This is a genomic window from Streptomyces sp. NPDC059874, from assembly GCF_042731135.1.
GTDB lineage: Bacteria > Actinomycetota > Actinomycetes > Streptomycetales > Streptomycetaceae > Streptomyces.
Genome location: NZ_JBHWJY010000029.1, coordinates 1 through 15,015, shown reverse-complemented (window position 1 = coordinate 15,015; position 15,015 = coordinate 1). Strand labels below are relative to the sequence as shown.

The window sequence follows — 15,015 nt, the reverse complement described above, 5'->3', positions numbered from 1 at the left end:
GCTCCTCAGGCGAGTTGGGAGGCGATGGCTTCGGCCATCGGTGACGGGACGCCGAGCCGGGCGCGCAGGGTCTCGGTGTCGATGTCCGAGCCGGTGCGGGTGCGATGGTCAGCAGCGATCTTCTGGGCGTGCGCGACGAGCGCGGGCGGAGCGGTGACCGCCGCTGCGGGCGCCGGGGCCGGCAGAGCGGGGACCGAGGCGGTCTGTACGCCGGGTTCTGTCTCCCGCTCGACCACAGGCGAGGGTTCCGGGTCAGGCTCCGGCTCCGGCTCACTGGGCGGCGTAGGCCGATGAACCAGGAGCGTCCCGCCGAGGAAGGCGAGCGCAGGCCATCCGGCCACGAGGATCCGTAGCCAGTCCGGGACGTCGCGCAGGTCGAGAAGGCCGGCGGTGGCGACGTTCGCGCCGAGCGAGGCCGCGAGTGCGACGGCGAACCAGGACCAGGCCGAGCGCGCCGGCTCCCCCGCATCCCGCAAGCTGCGTAGGCGATGCCAGGCGGCGACGAGGAGCAGGTCCACGCTGACCGGGTACGCCCAGGCCTTCCAGCCGTGCTGTCCGGCGGCTTCGGCAAGGTCGTGCAGGTGGGCGAAAGAAAGAGCTCCGGCGATGACGGCCTGAACGAGGACGGCGTCCGGACGGACCAGGCGGGGCATGGGATTCACCTCCTTCAGGTATGGGTGGGGTAGGGACTTGGCGCGAGAGGCCGCGCCGGCCGAGTGGGGCCAAGTGTTTAGAAGGCAGTTGCCGCAGTGGGCTTCGGCTGGACCTTGCCGATGAGGACGCGCACCGGGACCGCAGGCCGAAAGAGCTCCAGCTCCGGGATGCTCGGGGTTCGGTGCGCGTGGGCGTTGCAGGTGTCCACGGCCTGTCGGAGCGTGGTGTGCGGAGCCCTGATGCGGGACCAGCCGCCGGAGGAGTCACCGGCCACAGCCGTGCCGGGGCGGCCCTTGTCGATCTGGACGGCGGCGAGTACGGCGTCCGGAGAGATGTCCCCGAAGGCCATGTTCGCCGAGGTCTCGTCGTTGACGCGGTGGGCGGTGCGGCCGGTGAGCTGGGCACGGAGCATGGTGATGTCCTTGCCGAGCTCGGAGCCGAAGCGCTGCCGGCAGATCTCCAGGTAGATGCCGGCGGCACGGCCTAGCTGGGAAAGCCGGACGAGGTGGGTGACGATCTGATCCCGCCGCGCCTCCTCGGCCTGGCTCGCGGCGAGTGCGAGCTCCGCGACCTCATCCACCAGGAGCACGACCGGCACGGGCCGCAGGTGCGCGGGAAGGTCCCAGATGTCTGCGGTGATCTCCGCATCCGGCAGACCTACGCTGATCCGCTGCTCTGTACGGATGAGGTCATAGACGCGGCCCATGTAGTCGACGAGAGCTGCCAACAGGTCAACCGCGGCACCCGGGTTGTCTGCCAAGGCAGTGAACCGCGCTGCCAACGGCGCGAGCTCCACACCGTTCTTGCAGTCGATGCCCACGAGGGCAACGTTCCGTGGCGCCAAGCCGGCGACGAGGGTGCGTTGATAGACGGACTTCCCAGACTGAGTCGCGCCGACGTTCAGGGCGTGAGGGACCTGCCGGTAGTCCCGGTAATGAACTTCCCCGTCCTGCCGCAGCGCCACAGGCACCCGGAGCCCCTCCGCGGGAACGACTGCCGGCATGCGCACCTGCCTGAGTACGTCGTATCCCGTCATCCTCAGCTCCACCACGCCGGAGCGGACCTCACGCGAGACGACGTTGTGGAAGGCGAACGAGTGGCGCAGCCGGTCGGAAGACGCGGAGAAGTCGAAGGCATCCTGACCGGGCCGGAGTTTCAGCCTCAGCACCAGGCCGGTCGCGGTGGGACGAAGCCACAGGATCCGGGGCGACCGAGCTTCAGGAGCGGGGCGATTGGCGATCCTGGCGAGTGCCAACCGCCAGCGGGACGGCGGAACGGTGAGCCCACAGGCATCCATCACCGAGCGGTAGCGGATCAGGACCCGGGCCGTCGCGAAGGTGACCCCGAAGGTCATCCAGTACCAGGTGGGCCGAAGCCAGCGCAGCAGCAGCGCAGCACCCAGGACCACCAGCAGCGTGACCCATAAGGCGGTCATGCTCAGCCCGCCTTGGCCAGCGAGGTGACGGCCACGGCCCGGAAGCTGATCCCGTGACGCTTCTGGCCGTTGAACTCGTTCTCCCACGGCCGGGCGACGAGGCCGGTCAGCGCGACCGGGGTCCCGATGGCCAGCTCACCGGAGATGCCAGGTTCGGCCACCGTGACCGGGATGACCTCGGCGTTGCCGTTCATCACGAACAGCACGTCAACGGTCATGAGGTTGTTGCCGGTGTCGCCGTCCAGGGCGATCTGGCCGGTCTTCTTGTCCCGCATCTTCTGCTGCGGGGGCTGGGCGACCATCACGGTCGCGCCGGAGGTGTCGACGGGAATCTGACGCACAGCAGATCACTCCTCTATAGATGTCGAACTCCTTCACTCCTCTATAGGAGCGACATGAAGAAGAGTGCACCACTCCTATACATGAGTCAACCCGCCGCGAGCAGAAACTCACGGCGGGCTGTGGGGAGTTGAGCGAGCGTCAGTCGCGCGCGGGGATCCGGTACTCGAAGACGAACTGGTCAGCAGCCATGAGGGTGTCGCAGACCTCGACGACGCGCCCCTCCTCCGTGACCGCGTTCCGCAGCAGGTGCACGACCGGGGAGCCGGGACTCAGCGACAGTTCGGTGGCTTCGGCCTTGGCGGCCGGCCGGGCCTGGAGCGTCTCCACGAACTCGGCGAAAACGTGCCCATGATCCTCCAGCCGGGCGTAGATGCCGCCGGGCCCGGGGTTGTCAGCGAACAACTCGGGGATGTCCTTCGCGACGTCCCACGGCAGGTACGAGGTCGCGGTCTCCACCGGCGTCCCGTCCCGGAAGTACAGCCGCCGACGGGCGAGCACCTGAGTCCCCACAGCCACCCCGAGCCGCTCAGCGATCTCCTCCGGTGCCTCAATGGGCCCACGGAAGAGCATGCTCACCGAAGCTTCAGCCCCGGACTGAGCCGACTCGGCAAGGTACGCCGCCTTACCCTCCTGCCGGTGCGTACGCCGGAAGCGGTCCGAGGACCGATGCCGGACGGGCGGCCGAGCCTTCACGAAGGAGCCCTTGCCGTGTCGCGTCTCGACCAGCCCACTCGCGCGGACCTCCAACATTGCCTTGCGGACTGTCCCGCCGGCGACGCCATAGCGCTCAACCAGCTCGGACTCACTCGGCACCATGTCGCCGGCCTTCAATGCGCCGGCCCGGATCTGCTGAACGATGTCGTCGGCGATCTGCACGTAGCGCGGCACAGCCCCTCGGCCACCTCCTACTGCGGTTCCCATAGTCCTTCTCTTCCTCCTATGCTCCTGTACATGAGTACGGGTTCCCCGCAGGCCAAGTCAACGCCACTGCACTCCGTGTCGGTAGCCGGGGCAGTGCTCCGCGAGGACGGCCGACTCCTGGCGATCCGCCGAGCGGACAACGGAACTTGGGAGCTCCCCGGCGGAGTCCTCGAACTCTCCGAAGCCCCGGAGGCCGGCGTCCGCCGCGAGGTCCTGGAGGAGACCGGCATCGAGGTCGAGGTCAATGACCTCACCGGGGTCTACAAGAACACCACCCGCGGCATCGTCGCCCTGGTCTTCCGCTGCAAGCCGTCCGGCGGGACCGAGCGCACCTCGGAGGAATCAACCGCGGTCGCCTGGCTCACCCCGGAAGAGGTCGCAGCCCAGATGTCCGAGGTCTACGCGATCCGCCTCCTGGACGCCCTGGACGACGCAGGCCCCCACGTCCGCAGCCACGACGGCCGCCAGCTCCTCACGGCGTGACACGCGACGAAGCCGTGCAGCTCATCCAGCGCCTCATGGACGGCAGCATCCCCGACGAGGCTGAAGCGGACGCAGCCGTGGACTCCCTCGAAGTAGGACTCCGCTGCCCTCACCTCAGCGCCTACATCTTCTGGGACTTCGACCCCGACCTGAGGGCCGAGAAGGTCGTAGACCGAGCACTGGCATACAAGCCCTTCGCTCTCTGAGCCGGGCAGCGCGGTAAGAGTTTCCCTACTTCATCAAGGCACCCGCCGCGCACGCGCGGCGCCTGCGGCCCGTCGCCCGGGCCTGCGCTCCTGTCTCCGCCCCGCTCCAGCCCGGCCGCCGTCCGCACGCCTACGGCTCGGGTTGATGGGTAGTTGAGGCAGGCCTACAGGCACGGCAACCGTCACATGGCATGCGTAGCCGCGAGCGCTGCCGACTGCGGCCGAGACGGGGTTCCAAAAGACAGCAAGCGGCGAGGGAGGGGTGGCCTCTTGCGCACGGCCAGCCGACTGCCAGACCTGAGTTGGGCTGGGCGCCGTACCCCCGCCGTCACGGAGGACGGGAGCGTGAGGCGACCGCACCACCGGGAATGGGCGGGCGGGGAGCAGCAGCTGCCGCGATGTGGTACCGGCCGGTGTGGTCGCTCCGCATCGGTACCAGTTTCGTTGTGGCCGATGAGTGAGTCGTTCGGGGACTTAGCGCTCGGGCAGCGCCACCGTGCCCAGGCGCGGGATGGAACGGTACACAGCGAAGGGGATGAGAGAAAACCCGGGGTGCTGAGGCAAGTCGATGAAGCCTACGCGTCCAAGGTTGCGCATCTGCGCGTTCATGGCCTCTGCGAATGCGCCTCTGTCGAGTCCGGTTTCGCCCCTAATGAAATTCAATTCGGGCAACTCGGTTTCTTCTGTCCCGTAGCTTCCGATGCTGCCAACGAGCGTCCATTCCTGAGGCTCTGCACCATAGCGAGCAAGGAGGATATCCGCCTCACTGTCAAGGTACTGCCGACCTTCTTGAAGGCGTGAACTAATAAGCACTCCGCCGGCCGGGACAAGATTGATATGGAGCCCCGGGCTGAACACACCCCTGGAGATTTGAACAAACGACCGCAGCATGGCCCCATCGATGCCCGACATGGCTGGGAAGTCGGGGATCATGTCTTCAAGCTGGGCAGCCTTTGCTGCCTCACCCGGTTTGACGGCGCGCTGCCGCTGCCCCTGCTTACCCCTAACCGGAGTGGGGGCGCCTGGATCGGGTGAGATGCCAAGGCTATTCAGCCCCGCGCTCACGGAGGCAAAGGCCGAGAATGCCGCCGCCACGTATCGCGTATCGAAGAGCGAACCCATGGCTGTCACCCTGACCAGCGAACCGGGAGGCACCTGTTCCTTGAGTTTTCCGAAACTCCACTGCTCAGCGTCGGCTACTTCTTCCGAGATGTCGCGAAGAAGAGACTCGGAATCCAGAGCATCCTCAAGCATGGGAAAGAGGGCGTCACCCAACGATTTGCTGGTGTACGTCTCATTCCCGAAGCCTTGGTAGTGCTGAGCCGCTACCCGAGGGCCGACCGTTGTGCGCTTTTCTATACGCTCTGTTTGCCGAGATTCTTCGGCGATGCCCCCTTCGAGCTGGGCCAGCATCGCCCTGACCTTGTCCGTGTCTACGTACAGAAATTCCCGCAGGATCATAGACGCTCCCAAGTTGGTTCGCCCCAGCGTAGGGCGTGGGGTACCCCAGCCGATGCAGTTCGTTGGATCTGGACGGGAGGACGCAAGCAAGCGCCCTCCCGGGCTGTGGTGGGGCCGGCGGGGGAGGGCGCTCGGCGGTGACCAATATGACAACTGGCGACAGTTCAGCCGCTGGTCAGAGTGTTGGTCGGTTGCTCAGCAGCAGGTCAGGGCGGCGGAGCGTCGATGTGGCGGCTGCCGGTCGGCACCGCTGCCCTGATCCCGAGGGCAGCACGGTTCTGGGAGGAGCACCCCATGACTTGCACCGACTCCCAGTGCGACGGCGGCATCATCCCCAACCCATACTCCGACGACCCCCGACCCCGAGGACCTCACGCTCTGCCCCGCCTGCAATCACGGCTACGACCCCCGCAACCACCACGACTACGCCGACTGGAGCCCCCAGGGCCCCGCCGCGAGTCGGGGCCCGAACGGTCTGCTGTACAGCAGTCGTACCGCGACCGCCGCCGGCCGCCAGTGCTCCGGGGAGGCCTTGAAGCCGCCGGTATGACCCGTCACTGACCGATCCCGCTAGAGCTACGGATCAGATGCCTGGCGGCTCACTTCTCGCACCAGTTCCATGGAGAAGCAACGGGAGCACCACCTCTCAACCTAGTCCACCTTTGCCACAGTTTCCCTAATGGGAACAAATGAGAGCGAGGTGGCATCTTCGCCAAACCGATGAGAAAGATGATCCCTAATCAGCACATGCTTAAATTCCAGCGCTCCGCGCCGCGGAACCACTAGCGAGGATTTCCTGATCTCTTCAAGGGAAGCTTTGTGATTCTTTGGCAGATACCCGAACTGGATCATAATTCGGCGACACTGATCCCTCCGAATCAAATCCACGCCACCATTCCGCAGCGCCGCAATGAAAGCGACTGGGACTATAAAGAAGAACGCATTCAGCATCGGGGCGTAGAGAAGACCCTCACTCACCACAGGGACGGGGCTTAATGCTTCAAATATGACCGCCAATGTCACGTACATCGAAACCGCGACTAGAGCTGCAACGATGAGAGTCGAACGCACTAGACTGCGGATTTCGCCACCTGCACGATCTGGTATCTCGCTAGGGTCAGACGTATCTGACTCTCTCACCATTTGAAGTGCAGGCCACATGGTAACTCCCACGAATGCCAGCAGTACGATGCCGCCCAGCACGCCAACCGCCGCGCCCGAAGTGACGAGTGACCATACGGCGGCACCCTCCAGAAGTGAGATGATGACCGACCGCCGCGCGAATCTCAGCAGGCCCCTTACTACAGATGTCCTTCTCCCTGCAAGTGGAGACCAGAGGTCATCCTTTGTGATCCGCCAAGTAAGAAATCCGTAACTCAGCGGGACAAAGAACGTGATGGCCACATACGTCGCCTTCGTCGGCGAATCTGGAGCAAGTAGAATCATCGCCCCACGCAGCAAAAAAGACGGCACTGCCACAAGCAGACTCGCCATCAACAGAACTCGCGTTTCGGCGAGCCGCTTGAACTTGATGGGCAGAAATTCTACCGAATAGCGATCCGGGCAGAACATGACGCGTTGCTTACCTCTAAGAGCAAACGCCATGAAGTACAGCCAACCCTCAGACTGGACGCCGTTACCGGCCATTCTTCGCTCAGCGTAGTCGACATACGCAGCCAAGAGCGCCTTGCGTCTGTCTGTAGATCTTGATAGATCGACATCAGCGCTCTCCGAGTAAAGCGTCATAGCCAAGCGCAGAAATAGCGGATTACGCAAAAGGTCTCGAAGCTTTCTGTCCTTCCTCAGGGCTCGATCGAGACCTTCCAGAGCACCCCCTGCTTCATTTACAATTTCGGCGACCTTGCGTTCACTTACTCTTTCGATGAGTAGAGACGCCCTGAGATTCAACCTCCTCCCAGTATCTCGATACTCATCGAGACGACACGCCACGACCACTTGAACTGTCGGATATTCAGAAACGAAACGATTTATGGCAGTGATGCAATCACGTCGATCGCGTAGCTTTAGTTCATCCAACCCGTCAAGGATGATCATTACTTCTGCACGATCAAGCCACTGCGTAAACATCCCAGGGAGAATCCCATAGTTCTCCCGGATCGAACGCATAAGCCAAATCCGTAGCTCCCTGTCAGAGTTCGACCAGTCAGACAAGTGAAGGAGGAACGGGATCGGGTTTTGATCATCCCGCAGCGCATGGCCAATGGATAGGTGCATTACCTGTTGCAGACTGCGCGTCTTTCCGGATCCAGACTCTCCGAGAATTAGTAACTTGCCCGAAGACCCATCCAGCGCCTGACTTATATCTACACTATCCCATTGCTTAACAGCAGTGCGCCTGCTGATTGGAGTAACGCCTTGCCGCTGACCACTAACGTGATCGGTGCTAAATTCTGCAGCAACAGGAAATTCTATGCCACTCTCACTATCGCCCGCCCAGTAGTCGCCTTCCCGCAGCCATGCAGGCAGCACCTTGGTGAGCATCTTCTTTCGAATCCGAACATCTGTCTTGCCTAGCAAGGACTCGCTAATAGTGAAATTACGCACGTTGACATCTCGACCTGCGGCAAAGTAGCCAGAAATATCAACATCACCAAAGACGGTTCGAGCCGCTTTAGCGCGCCCCCATGGCCTGCGCACTAGATTCCGGATCAACGTCCATCAAACCTGATATCGCGTCCTGCTACGTACTTCCCTCGCAGTGTCACGTTTCCGTAGACAGTTCCTGCGCCCTCGATCGCCGCAGAATCTGAAATCCCTTTCAGGATCTCCTGAAGCTCAGAGACGCTAGTGGGATCCGCTTCAAGTACCTGCAAGAGGCTGGCGGACAGGTTCGCCTCCTCTGCATCCTCAAGCTCATGTTCGCCGGTCAGGCGAGATGCGAGGTACTGGCGAAGCTGTCCGAAACGCGCCTGTATGACACCATCCGTGCCTGCGGCGGCGTGCCCAGCTATGCCCGTTACATACGCAGCAGCTGCAGCATCAGCCAAAATGGCGAGATCCATACACCCTCCCCCGTGGGCCACATTTTGTCTCGTCATAGCCTACGAGGGGGTGGACTCAGGATGCCAGCCATACTGACTTTCACCCCACAAGAGAGTTAGCAGAGGGTCGGTTTCGCGGACATCCAAAGCAAGGGCGAGCTGGCGACACCCCGAGTTCGGGGCAGCCGACGTGAACGTTGGAGCCCCCAGGGATTACCGGCCGGCCGCACCTCGACGACCCCGAGCGCACCCCGTTTCCCTTCCACCCCCACCCCGGCGGTCTGATCCAGTGGGGTGGGGACTGGGACGGCACCATGTACTACTTCCTTCCCGAGGAGGAGGACCCCGACGACTGGCGCGTGGTGGTCGAGACGGAGGAAGGGGAGTGGCACGAGGCCCCAGGCCCCTTCACGGAGTTCCTCCTCAGCTGCGTCGAAGGCCCGCACCGCCCGCCCTTCTTGGGCCGCTACCGGCCCGGCCCGACCCTGCGCTACTACCCGGAGGCCGAGGACGGCCCGGACCACCCCTGGTGAGCGCCCGTCGGACACGGGGACGCCCGTACGGCGTGGAGCGGGGCCGTTCCGGTGGTCTGTACGAGGGAGGTGGGGTGGGGTCTGTGGGTTTGGGGGGTGGGTGGGGGTGGGGGGCTTGCCTAGGGTGGGTGGGGAGGCCGCATAGTGCCGTTGACCTGGTGCTTTGCGGGTAGAGCTCGCATGAGGATGGGGCGACACGGATGCGTGAGTTGGTGGAGACGGCTCGGCAGTGGGCGGCCGAGGGACGGGTGGCGTTCTTGGCGCGGCCCGTGACCGAGCAGGGGTTCGGGCCGCGGGATCCGGGCGGGGCCGTGCTCGTCGATGCTCGGGGGGAGTGCGTCGGCAGTCTTTATCAGGGCGTTTTCGATGCCGAGCTCGTTGCCGAGGTCGGGGCCATGGGGGCCGGGGTCACCGCGCGGGTGTGTGAGGTGTCCGTCCGCGGGGCCGAGGCCGTGGAGGCGCGGCTGACGTGTGGCGGGCAGGCCGAGGTGTTGCTGCAGCCGCTGAGCGCGATCCCGGCCGAGTGGTGGGAGCTGCTCGGGGAAGGGGTCGGGGTGGCGTTGGTTACCCGGCTGAACGAGGGGGCCGATCAGGCCGTGAGTGAGGTCGTACGGGCCGAGGGGGTGGTGCGTGACGATGCCGGGCGGCGGGCCGGGGAGCTGCTCGCCACGAGGAGGGCGGGGCGGGACGCGCTGTACGGGGAGACCGGGCTGGTGCTCGTGGAGGCGTACCCGTCCGCGCCGTACGTGGTCATCGGTGGTGGGGGTGAGCTGGCCGGGATCATCGAGCGGCAGGCGCTGCTGCTGGGGTGGGAGGCCGTGCTGGTGGACAGCAGGGCGGAGGCCACGAAGGCGATCGCGGCGCGGCGGGATGCCGCGTGCGTGGTCGTGCTGAGCCACGACGAGGCGTTCGACGTGCCGATGCTGCGGTTCGCGCTGGCCGAGCAGGTTCCGTACATCGGGGCGCTCGGGTCGCGGCGTACGCAGACACGGCGGCGGGAAGCGTTGATCGCCGCCGGGGTGACCGAGGCCCAACTGGGGCTGGTGCACGGGCCGATCGGGCTGGATTTGGGGGCGCGAACGCCGGCGGAGACGGCGCTGGCGATCTGCGCCGAGATTCTGGGGGTGCTCGGGGCGCGCACCGGCGGCGGTGCGTTGCGGGACACCGAAGGGCCCATAAACGACTGATCTGATCGCTTCCGATCGCGCATATCGGTGGGAAGTGCGGGAAAATGGTCTGTATGGACATGATCCTGAGCGTGGACGCTGTTCTCAGCGACATCGCGTGGTTCTTCGTCGTCGGACTGGTCGTCGTCGCCCTCCTGCTCGGCGGCTTCAAGCTGGGTCAGCGGGTCCGGGCCAAGGAGCCGCCGCCCCCGGCTCCCGAGGAGCAGCCACATCTGCCGAACGGTGGGGCGGTCTACGAGGTCCGCGAGGAGCGGGACCCCGTGGAGATCCCCGAGGGTGGGCTGCGGCCCCACGAGATGCAGGGTTACGGAAACTTCGGCTCCACCAGTTCCAGCCACCCCGATGATGTCCGGGCCGAGCGTGAGTCCGGGTTCGAGCATCCGGGGCCCGAGGCGACGTACCCGCGGCCCCAGCCCGGGGGTCCGCCCGACCACGGGCGGGGTGCGCACGCCTGACGATCGTTTCCTCCCTTTGGCCCGCGCCTCCCGCGCGGGTCAGAGGTCTGTCCGCAGCCGGAGGACCTCAGGGGGCGGGTGGCGGGCCGAGGTGGCGCGGACCTCCGCCGTCAGCGGTGGGTCGAGGGGATGGAAGGGGACCTCGCCGAGTCCGATCGCCGTGATCGTGGCCGCGGGGGGTGACGGGGGCGCCTCGCGGGTGGCCACCTCCGCCGCCAGCTCGGCGCGGAGGGAGGAGGGGAGGGGGCTGGAGACCAGGGGGGTTTCGTCGCCCACCGGGAGGACGAGCACCAGGGCCTGCGGGCGGCGCGGGGTGCCGGTGTAGCCGACCACCGCCGCGTCGCGGACGTCCGTGTGCCGCAGCTTCTGCCAGCCGCGCCGCCCGGTCGGGTAGGGCTGGTCCAGGCGTTTGACGACCAGGCCCTCGATACCGCTGGCCGGGAGGGTCTCGTACCAGGTGGCGGCCAGTTCCGGGTCCGTGGTCATGGGGACCGGCTGGAGGGGTGGGCCGAGGGGGAGCAGGAGATCGACCAGGAGTGCGCGGCGGCGTTCGTACGGGCGGGCGCGCAGGTCGAGGCCGGCCAGTTCGAGGACGTCGAAGGCGGCGTACGAGGCCGGCAGGCTCTGCGCGAGCACGGCCGCGCGGGCCGCGGTGGCCGCCGCGCGCCGTTGGACCAGGGCGAAGTCGGTGCGACCCGCGTGCCAGACCACCACCTCGCCGTCCAGGACCGTCCCGGCGGGCAGTTGGTGGGCGGCCGCGGCCAGGTCCGGGAAGGCGCTGGTCACGATGCGGCCCGAGCGGGCCTGGAGGGTTACGCCGGCCTCCGTGCGCAGGACGAGGAGGCGGTGGCCGTCGAACTTCGGCTCGTACGCCAGACCCGCCCCGCGCGGCAGGGTCCGTACGGCAGCGGCCAGCGCGACGCGGATCACGGCAGTCGCCCCGCCCGGTCGGGGTCTGCGAGGGGGGCGAAGAGGTCGCCGTCGCGGGCCAGGCGGGGCGCGATGTCGTCGGCGAGGAAGAGCAGGTCGTCGGGGGTCCGGCAGGCCGCGACCTCCTCCCACGAGATGGGGGTGGAGACGGTCGGCAGAGCCCTGGCGCGCAGGGTGTAGGGGGCCGCGGTGGTCTTGGCGGCGGCGTTCTGGCTGTGGTCGACGAAGACCTTCCCGGGGCGCAGGGACTTGGCCATGCGGTGGACGATCAGGTCGGGGAGTTCCCGTTCGGCCTCCTGTGCGAGGGCCTTGGCGTACGAGGACACCTGCGCGGACGGGGTCGGCTCCAGGGGCGTGGAGATGTGCAGGCCCTTGGAGCCCGAGGTTTTTACGTAGGCGTGCAGGCCGTCGGCGGCGAGTCGGTCGCGCAGCCAGAGGGCGGCGGCGCAGCACTCGACGACGGAGGCGGGCGGGCCGGGGTCCAGGTCGAGGATCAGGCGGTCGGCGACGGCCGGGCTGCCGGCCGGCCACTGGGTGGTGTGGAACTCGACGACCAGGTTGGCGGCCCACATGAGGGAGGGCATGTCCGCGACCACCACCTGTTCGGCGGAGGGCTCGTCGGAGCGGGGCACCGGGGTGGTCTTCACCCAGGAGGGTGTGCCGGGCGGAGGGTTCTTGGTGAAGAAGAGCTGGCCGTCCGGGCCGTCCGGATAGCGCAGGAAGGACACCGGACGGTTGTGGACGTGGGCGAGGAAGGGGCCCGTGATGGTGGCGTAGTAGTGCAGCACCTCGCCCTTGGTGAAGCCGGTCTCGGGATAGATGACCTTGTCGAGATTGCTGAGCGCGATGCGACGGCCCTCCACCAATGTGATCGGCGTCATACGATGAGACTGCCACGAAACGGGAGGAAGCGGGCGACACGATGCGATCCATTTGGAACGGGGCGATTTCGTTTGGCTTGGTCAGCATCCCGATCAAGCTCGTGAACGCCACCGAGAGCCACTCGATCTCCTTCCGCCAGATCCATCTCGCCGATGGGGGGCGGGTCCGCTACCGCAAGGTGTGCGAGCTGGACGGCGAGGAGGTGCCCGCCGCCGAGATCGGCAAGGGGTACGAGGAGGCCGACGGCTCTGTCATTCCGATCAGTGATGAGGACCTGGCGCAGCTGCCGCTCGCCACCGCGAAGACGATCGAGATCATGTCGTTCGTGCCGGCGGAGGAGATCGATCCGCTGCAGATGGACGCGGCGTACTACCTGGCGGCGAACGGGGCGACGGCTGCGAAGCCGTACACGTTGCTGCGGGAGGCGCTGAAGCGGAGCCGGAAGGTCGCCATCGCCAAGTACGCGCTGCGGGGGCGGGAGCGGCTGGGGATGCTGCGGGTGGTGGGTGATGTGATCGCGATGCACGGGCTGTTGTGGCCGGACGAGATCCGGGCGCCGGAGGGGGTGGCGCCGGAGGCGTCCGTGTCGGTGCGGGAGGCCGAACTGGACTTGGCGGACGCACTGATGGCCACGCTGGGGGAGGTGGAGATGAGCTCGCTGCGGGACGAGTACCGGGATGCCGTGGAAGAGATGATCGCGGCGAAGGCGGGTGGGGCGTTCGAGCCGTCGGAGGCGGTGGTGGAGCCGGCCGGTGGGCAGGTGATCGACCTGATGGCGGCGCTGGAGAAGAGTGTGCGGGCGGCTAAGGCGTCTCGGGGGGAGGGTGGGGGGTCTGCCGGCTCTGCCGGCTCTGCCAAGGCCTCTGCCGGGGGTGAGGTCTCTGCCGAGGTGACTCCGATTCGGCGGAAGCGGGCTGCTGCGGCTGCGCCGAAGGCGGTTGGGGGGAAGAAGTCGACGGCGGCTTCGGCCAAGAAGACGGCTGCGGGTGCGGGTGCGGGTGCGGGTGCGGCGAAGAAGGCGACTACGGCCAAGTCGGGGGGCACCAAGTCCACTTCGGCCTCGGCCAAGTCGGGGGCCACCAAGTCCACTTCGGCCTCGGCCAAGAAGACGGCTGCGGCCGCGAAGAAGACGGCTACGCCGCGGAAGCGGACCTCCGCCTGAACGTGGGGCCTGCGGCGCTGTCCCCCACCCCGCCCCTTCCCGAAACTGGGGCTCCGCCCCAGACCCCGCGCCTCAAACGCCGGCGGGGCTGAATGGTTCGGCGGGGTGGGTGGGTGCGGCCCGGTGGGTGCGCCTCAAACGCCGGCGAGGCTGGAATGCCCAGCCGAGGCCAGGTGCGCCCGGCGGGGGCGGTTGGTGCCGTGGCCGGGGCGCCTCGCGGGGCGGGAGGGGCCGGTTAGGCGCCGAGCCGGGTTCGGGGGCGGCCCAGGCCGGTTAGGCGCCGAGCCAGGTTCGGGTGTCTCTGGCTGCGGCGAACAGGGTTTCCACCTCAGGGGGTTTGAGGGTGGTCGGGGCGTTCTTGAGGGTGGGGTGGGCGGTCAGGGGGTGGAGGATCTGGATGTCTCGGACCGTGGGGGCCACGTCTACGCGGGAGGCTTCGACCACGGCCAGGGCCGGGGTGACCTGGGCTGCCAGGGCTCGGGTGGCTCGGGCTGCCGCACGGCGGGTCCAGCGGGGGTCCGGGCGGGGTTCCGCGCGGCCCACCGTGAGCAGGAGGTCACCGATGGAGGCGCGCTGGCGGCGGCCGGGAACCGTACGGACGCAGAAGATCCCCGCCGGGCCGATCAACAGGTGGTCGATGCGGCCCAGACCCGGGAGCGGGACGCAGTGCAGGGTGTGCCAACCGTCCGGCTCCAGGGCGTCGAGTACGTCACCCATCCGCTGCTGGGCCACCAGGTCCTGGCGGAGGCGGTGCCGGGCCCTGGTGCCCGCCGGGCCGTGTTCCAGCTCGCCCAGCAGGGTCTCCCCCGGGCGGTTCGGGGCGAGGTCCGCGTCCGGCGGGAGGGCGAGGCGGCGTAGGTCGGCCGCCGTGGGTACCGGGGGCGGGCCTATGGAGACCGTCCCGCTCAGGTAGGGGCGGAGCGCCGCGAGGATCGCTTCGCGGTGGTCGTCCGCCAGGACGCTGATGCGCTTCGCCTGGCGGTCGTACCAGGCCACCGCCTGCCCGTCGGGCAGGTTGACGTACAGCCGGCCGCGGCCGGCCCGGCCGGCGGACGGCAGTACCTTGAGTCCCTTGAGCGGCGACATCGCCCTCACCCCCGCCGTCCATGGGAGCAGCCCGGGCGGCGTACGGCAATCCCTCGGATGTGTCACGGCGAGGTGTAACAGCGATGTGTAACGACTCCGACGGGTCCTTGCGGCTCCGCTGTTACAAGAACGGGGCTCTGCCGCAACCGCCGGCCCCTAGACGAGTAAGTCCGAAGTCTTTGGGCGCATGAAGCGAGGGTCTCGTTGATCCGTTTGTGACGACAGATCTCGAAACCCTCGCGACAGCACTGTACGTGAAGATCGATGACTCTCTGG

General features: G+C 67.0%; 17 protein-coding genes. 6 read left to right on the top strand and 11 right to left on the bottom strand.

Going from position 1 to position 15,015, the window contains the following annotated elements; genetic code table 11:
- Positions 1-5: 5 nt before the first annotated feature.
- From ACFV9H_RS18550 to ACFV9H_RS18535, 4 genes are all read right to left on the bottom strand, one after another.
- Entirely contained in the window at positions 6-653 is a 648-nt protein-coding gene (locus ACFV9H_RS18550; protein WP_385399181.1) for a DUF2637 domain-containing protein, read from the bottom strand.
- Positions 654-730: 77 nt separating this feature from the next.
- Entirely contained in the window at positions 731-2,089 is a 1,359-nt protein-coding gene (locus tag ACFV9H_RS18545; RefSeq protein WP_385399179.1) for an FtsK/SpoIIIE domain-containing protein, read from the bottom strand.
- A gap of 2 nt (positions 2,090-2,091) precedes the next feature.
- A complete protein-coding gene (locus ACFV9H_RS18540) occupies positions 2,092-2,430 on the bottom strand; it encodes a hypothetical protein (RefSeq protein ID WP_385399177.1) in 339 nt (112 codons plus the stop codon).
- A 139-nt stretch (positions 2,431-2,569) separates the two neighbouring features.
- Positions 2,570-3,352, bottom strand: coding sequence for a GntR family transcriptional regulator (locus ACFV9H_RS18535; RefSeq protein WP_385399175.1), 783 nt, complete (start codon positions 3,350-3,352; stop codon positions 2,570-2,572).
- Between the two features lie 18 nt (positions 3,353-3,370).
- Here ACFV9H_RS18535 and ACFV9H_RS18530 point away from each other — a divergent pair, with 18 nt between their 5' ends.
- Both ACFV9H_RS18530 and ACFV9H_RS18525 read left to right on the top strand, forming a co-directional pair.
- Positions 3,371-3,835: an NUDIX hydrolase gene (locus ACFV9H_RS18530; protein WP_385399172.1), complete on the top strand. Its 465-nt coding sequence runs from the start codon at positions 3,371-3,373 to the stop codon at positions 3,833-3,835.
- Complete coding sequence (locus tag ACFV9H_RS18525; protein ID WP_385399170.1) at positions 3,832-4,041, top strand: e9imm peptide; 210 nt, start codon at positions 3,832-3,834, stop codon at positions 4,039-4,041. Before ACFV9H_RS18530 ends, ACFV9H_RS18525 begins: the two co-directional genes overlap by 4 nt.
- Positions 4,042-4,515: 474 nt before the next feature.
- On the opposite strand, the gene ACFV9H_RS18520 is transcribed toward ACFV9H_RS18525, so the two are convergent.
- The 4 genes from ACFV9H_RS18520 to ACFV9H_RS18505 form a co-directional block, all read right to left on the bottom strand.
- Entirely contained in the window at positions 4,516-5,502 is a 987-nt protein-coding gene (locus tag ACFV9H_RS18520; protein WP_385399167.1) for a hypothetical protein, read from the bottom strand.
- Between the two features lie 423 nt (positions 5,503-5,925).
- Positions 5,926-6,060, bottom strand: coding sequence for a hypothetical protein (locus ACFV9H_RS18515; RefSeq protein ID WP_385399165.1), 135 nt, complete (start codon positions 6,058-6,060; stop codon positions 5,926-5,928).
- A gap of 93 nt (positions 6,061-6,153) precedes the next feature.
- Positions 6,154-8,160 carry an NACHT domain-containing protein gene (locus ACFV9H_RS18510; protein ID WP_385399163.1) on the bottom strand — a complete coding sequence of 669 codons (2,007 nt, stop codon included), beginning with the start codon at positions 8,158-8,160 and terminating at the stop codon, positions 6,154-6,156.
- A gap of 11 nt (positions 8,161-8,171) precedes the next feature.
- On the bottom strand, positions 8,172-8,525 hold the full coding sequence (locus ACFV9H_RS18505) for a hypothetical protein (RefSeq protein WP_385399161.1): 354 nt from the start codon (positions 8,523-8,525) through the stop codon (positions 8,172-8,174).
- A 176-nt stretch (positions 8,526-8,701) separates the two neighbouring features.
- Between ACFV9H_RS18505 and ACFV9H_RS18500 the strand changes: the two genes are divergently transcribed.
- The 3 genes from ACFV9H_RS18500 (at position 8,702) to ACFV9H_RS18490 (ending at position 10,679) form a co-directional block, all read left to right on the top strand.
- The gene (locus ACFV9H_RS18500; RefSeq protein ID WP_385399159.1) at positions 8,702-9,037 is read left to right on the top strand and encodes a hypothetical protein; all 336 of its coding nucleotides are present in this window, start codon (positions 8,702-8,704) and stop codon (positions 9,035-9,037) included.
- A 200-nt stretch (positions 9,038-9,237) separates the two neighbouring features.
- Positions 9,238-10,224, top strand: coding sequence for an XdhC family protein (locus ACFV9H_RS18495; protein ID WP_385399158.1), 987 nt, complete (start codon positions 9,238-9,240; stop codon positions 10,222-10,224).
- A 53-nt stretch (positions 10,225-10,277) separates the two neighbouring features.
- Positions 10,278-10,679, top strand: a complete 402-nt coding sequence (locus ACFV9H_RS18490) for a DUF6479 family protein (protein ID WP_385399156.1) — start codon at positions 10,278-10,280, stop codon at positions 10,677-10,679.
- 39 nt (positions 10,680-10,718) lie between these two features.
- On the opposite strand, the gene ACFV9H_RS18485 is transcribed toward ACFV9H_RS18490, so the two are convergent.
- Positions 10,719-11,606, bottom strand: a complete 888-nt coding sequence (locus ACFV9H_RS18485; protein WP_385399306.1) for an ATP-dependent DNA ligase — start codon at positions 11,604-11,606, stop codon at positions 10,719-10,721.
- Complete coding sequence (ligD, locus tag ACFV9H_RS18480) at positions 11,606-12,490, bottom strand: non-homologous end-joining DNA ligase (protein WP_385399154.1); 885 nt, start codon at positions 12,488-12,490, stop codon at positions 11,606-11,608. The genes ACFV9H_RS18485 and ligD overlap by 1 nt, the downstream gene beginning before the upstream one ends.
- A gap of 41 nt (positions 12,491-12,531) precedes the next feature.
- Here ligD and ACFV9H_RS18475 point away from each other — a divergent pair, with 41 nt between their 5' ends.
- Positions 12,532-13,653: a Ku protein gene (locus ACFV9H_RS18475; protein WP_385399152.1), complete on the top strand. Its 1,122-nt coding sequence runs from the start codon at positions 12,532-12,534 to the stop codon at positions 13,651-13,653.
- A 273-nt stretch (positions 13,654-13,926) separates the two neighbouring features.
- On the opposite strand, the gene ACFV9H_RS18470 is transcribed toward ACFV9H_RS18475, so the two are convergent.
- Positions 13,927-14,739, bottom strand: a complete 813-nt coding sequence (locus tag ACFV9H_RS18470; protein ID WP_385399149.1) for a nuclease-related domain-containing protein — start codon at positions 14,737-14,739, stop codon at positions 13,927-13,929.
- Positions 14,740-15,015: the final 276 nt, after the last annotated feature.

Coding starts and splice junctions, on each gene's coding strand:
- ACFV9H_RS18550 (WP_385399181.1), bottom strand. CDS start 653: ATGCCCCGCCTGGTCCGTCCGGACGCCGTCCTCGTTCAGGCCGTCATC.
- ACFV9H_RS18545 (WP_385399179.1), bottom strand. CDS start 2,089: ATGACCGCCTTATGGGTCACGCTGCTGGTGGTCCTGGGTGCTGCGCTG.
- ACFV9H_RS18535 (WP_385399175.1), bottom strand. CDS start 3,352: ATGGGAACCGCAGTAGGAGGTGGCCGAGGGGCTGTGCCGCGCTACGTG.
- ACFV9H_RS18530 (WP_385399172.1), top strand. CDS start 3,371: ATGCTCCTGTACATGAGTACGGGTTCCCCGCAGGCCAAGTCAACGCCA.
- ACFV9H_RS18520 (WP_385399167.1), bottom strand. CDS start 5,502: ATGATCCTGCGGGAATTTCTGTACGTAGACACGGACAAGGTCAGGGCG.
- ACFV9H_RS18505 (WP_385399161.1), bottom strand. CDS start 8,525: ATGGATCTCGCCATTTTGGCTGATGCTGCAGCTGCTGCGTATGTAACG.
- ACFV9H_RS18495 (WP_385399158.1), top strand. CDS start 9,238: ATGCGTGAGTTGGTGGAGACGGCTCGGCAGTGGGCGGCCGAGGGACGG.
- ACFV9H_RS18490 (WP_385399156.1), top strand. CDS start 10,278: ATGGACATGATCCTGAGCGTGGACGCTGTTCTCAGCGACATCGCGTGG.
- ligD (WP_385399154.1), bottom strand. CDS start 12,490: ATGACGCCGATCACATTGGTGGAGGGCCGTCGCATCGCGCTCAGCAAT.
- ACFV9H_RS18475 (WP_385399152.1), top strand. CDS start 12,532: ATGCGATCCATTTGGAACGGGGCGATTTCGTTTGGCTTGGTCAGCATC.
- ACFV9H_RS18470 (WP_385399149.1), bottom strand. CDS start 14,739: ATGTCGCCGCTCAAGGGACTCAAGGTACTGCCGTCCGCCGGCCGGGCC.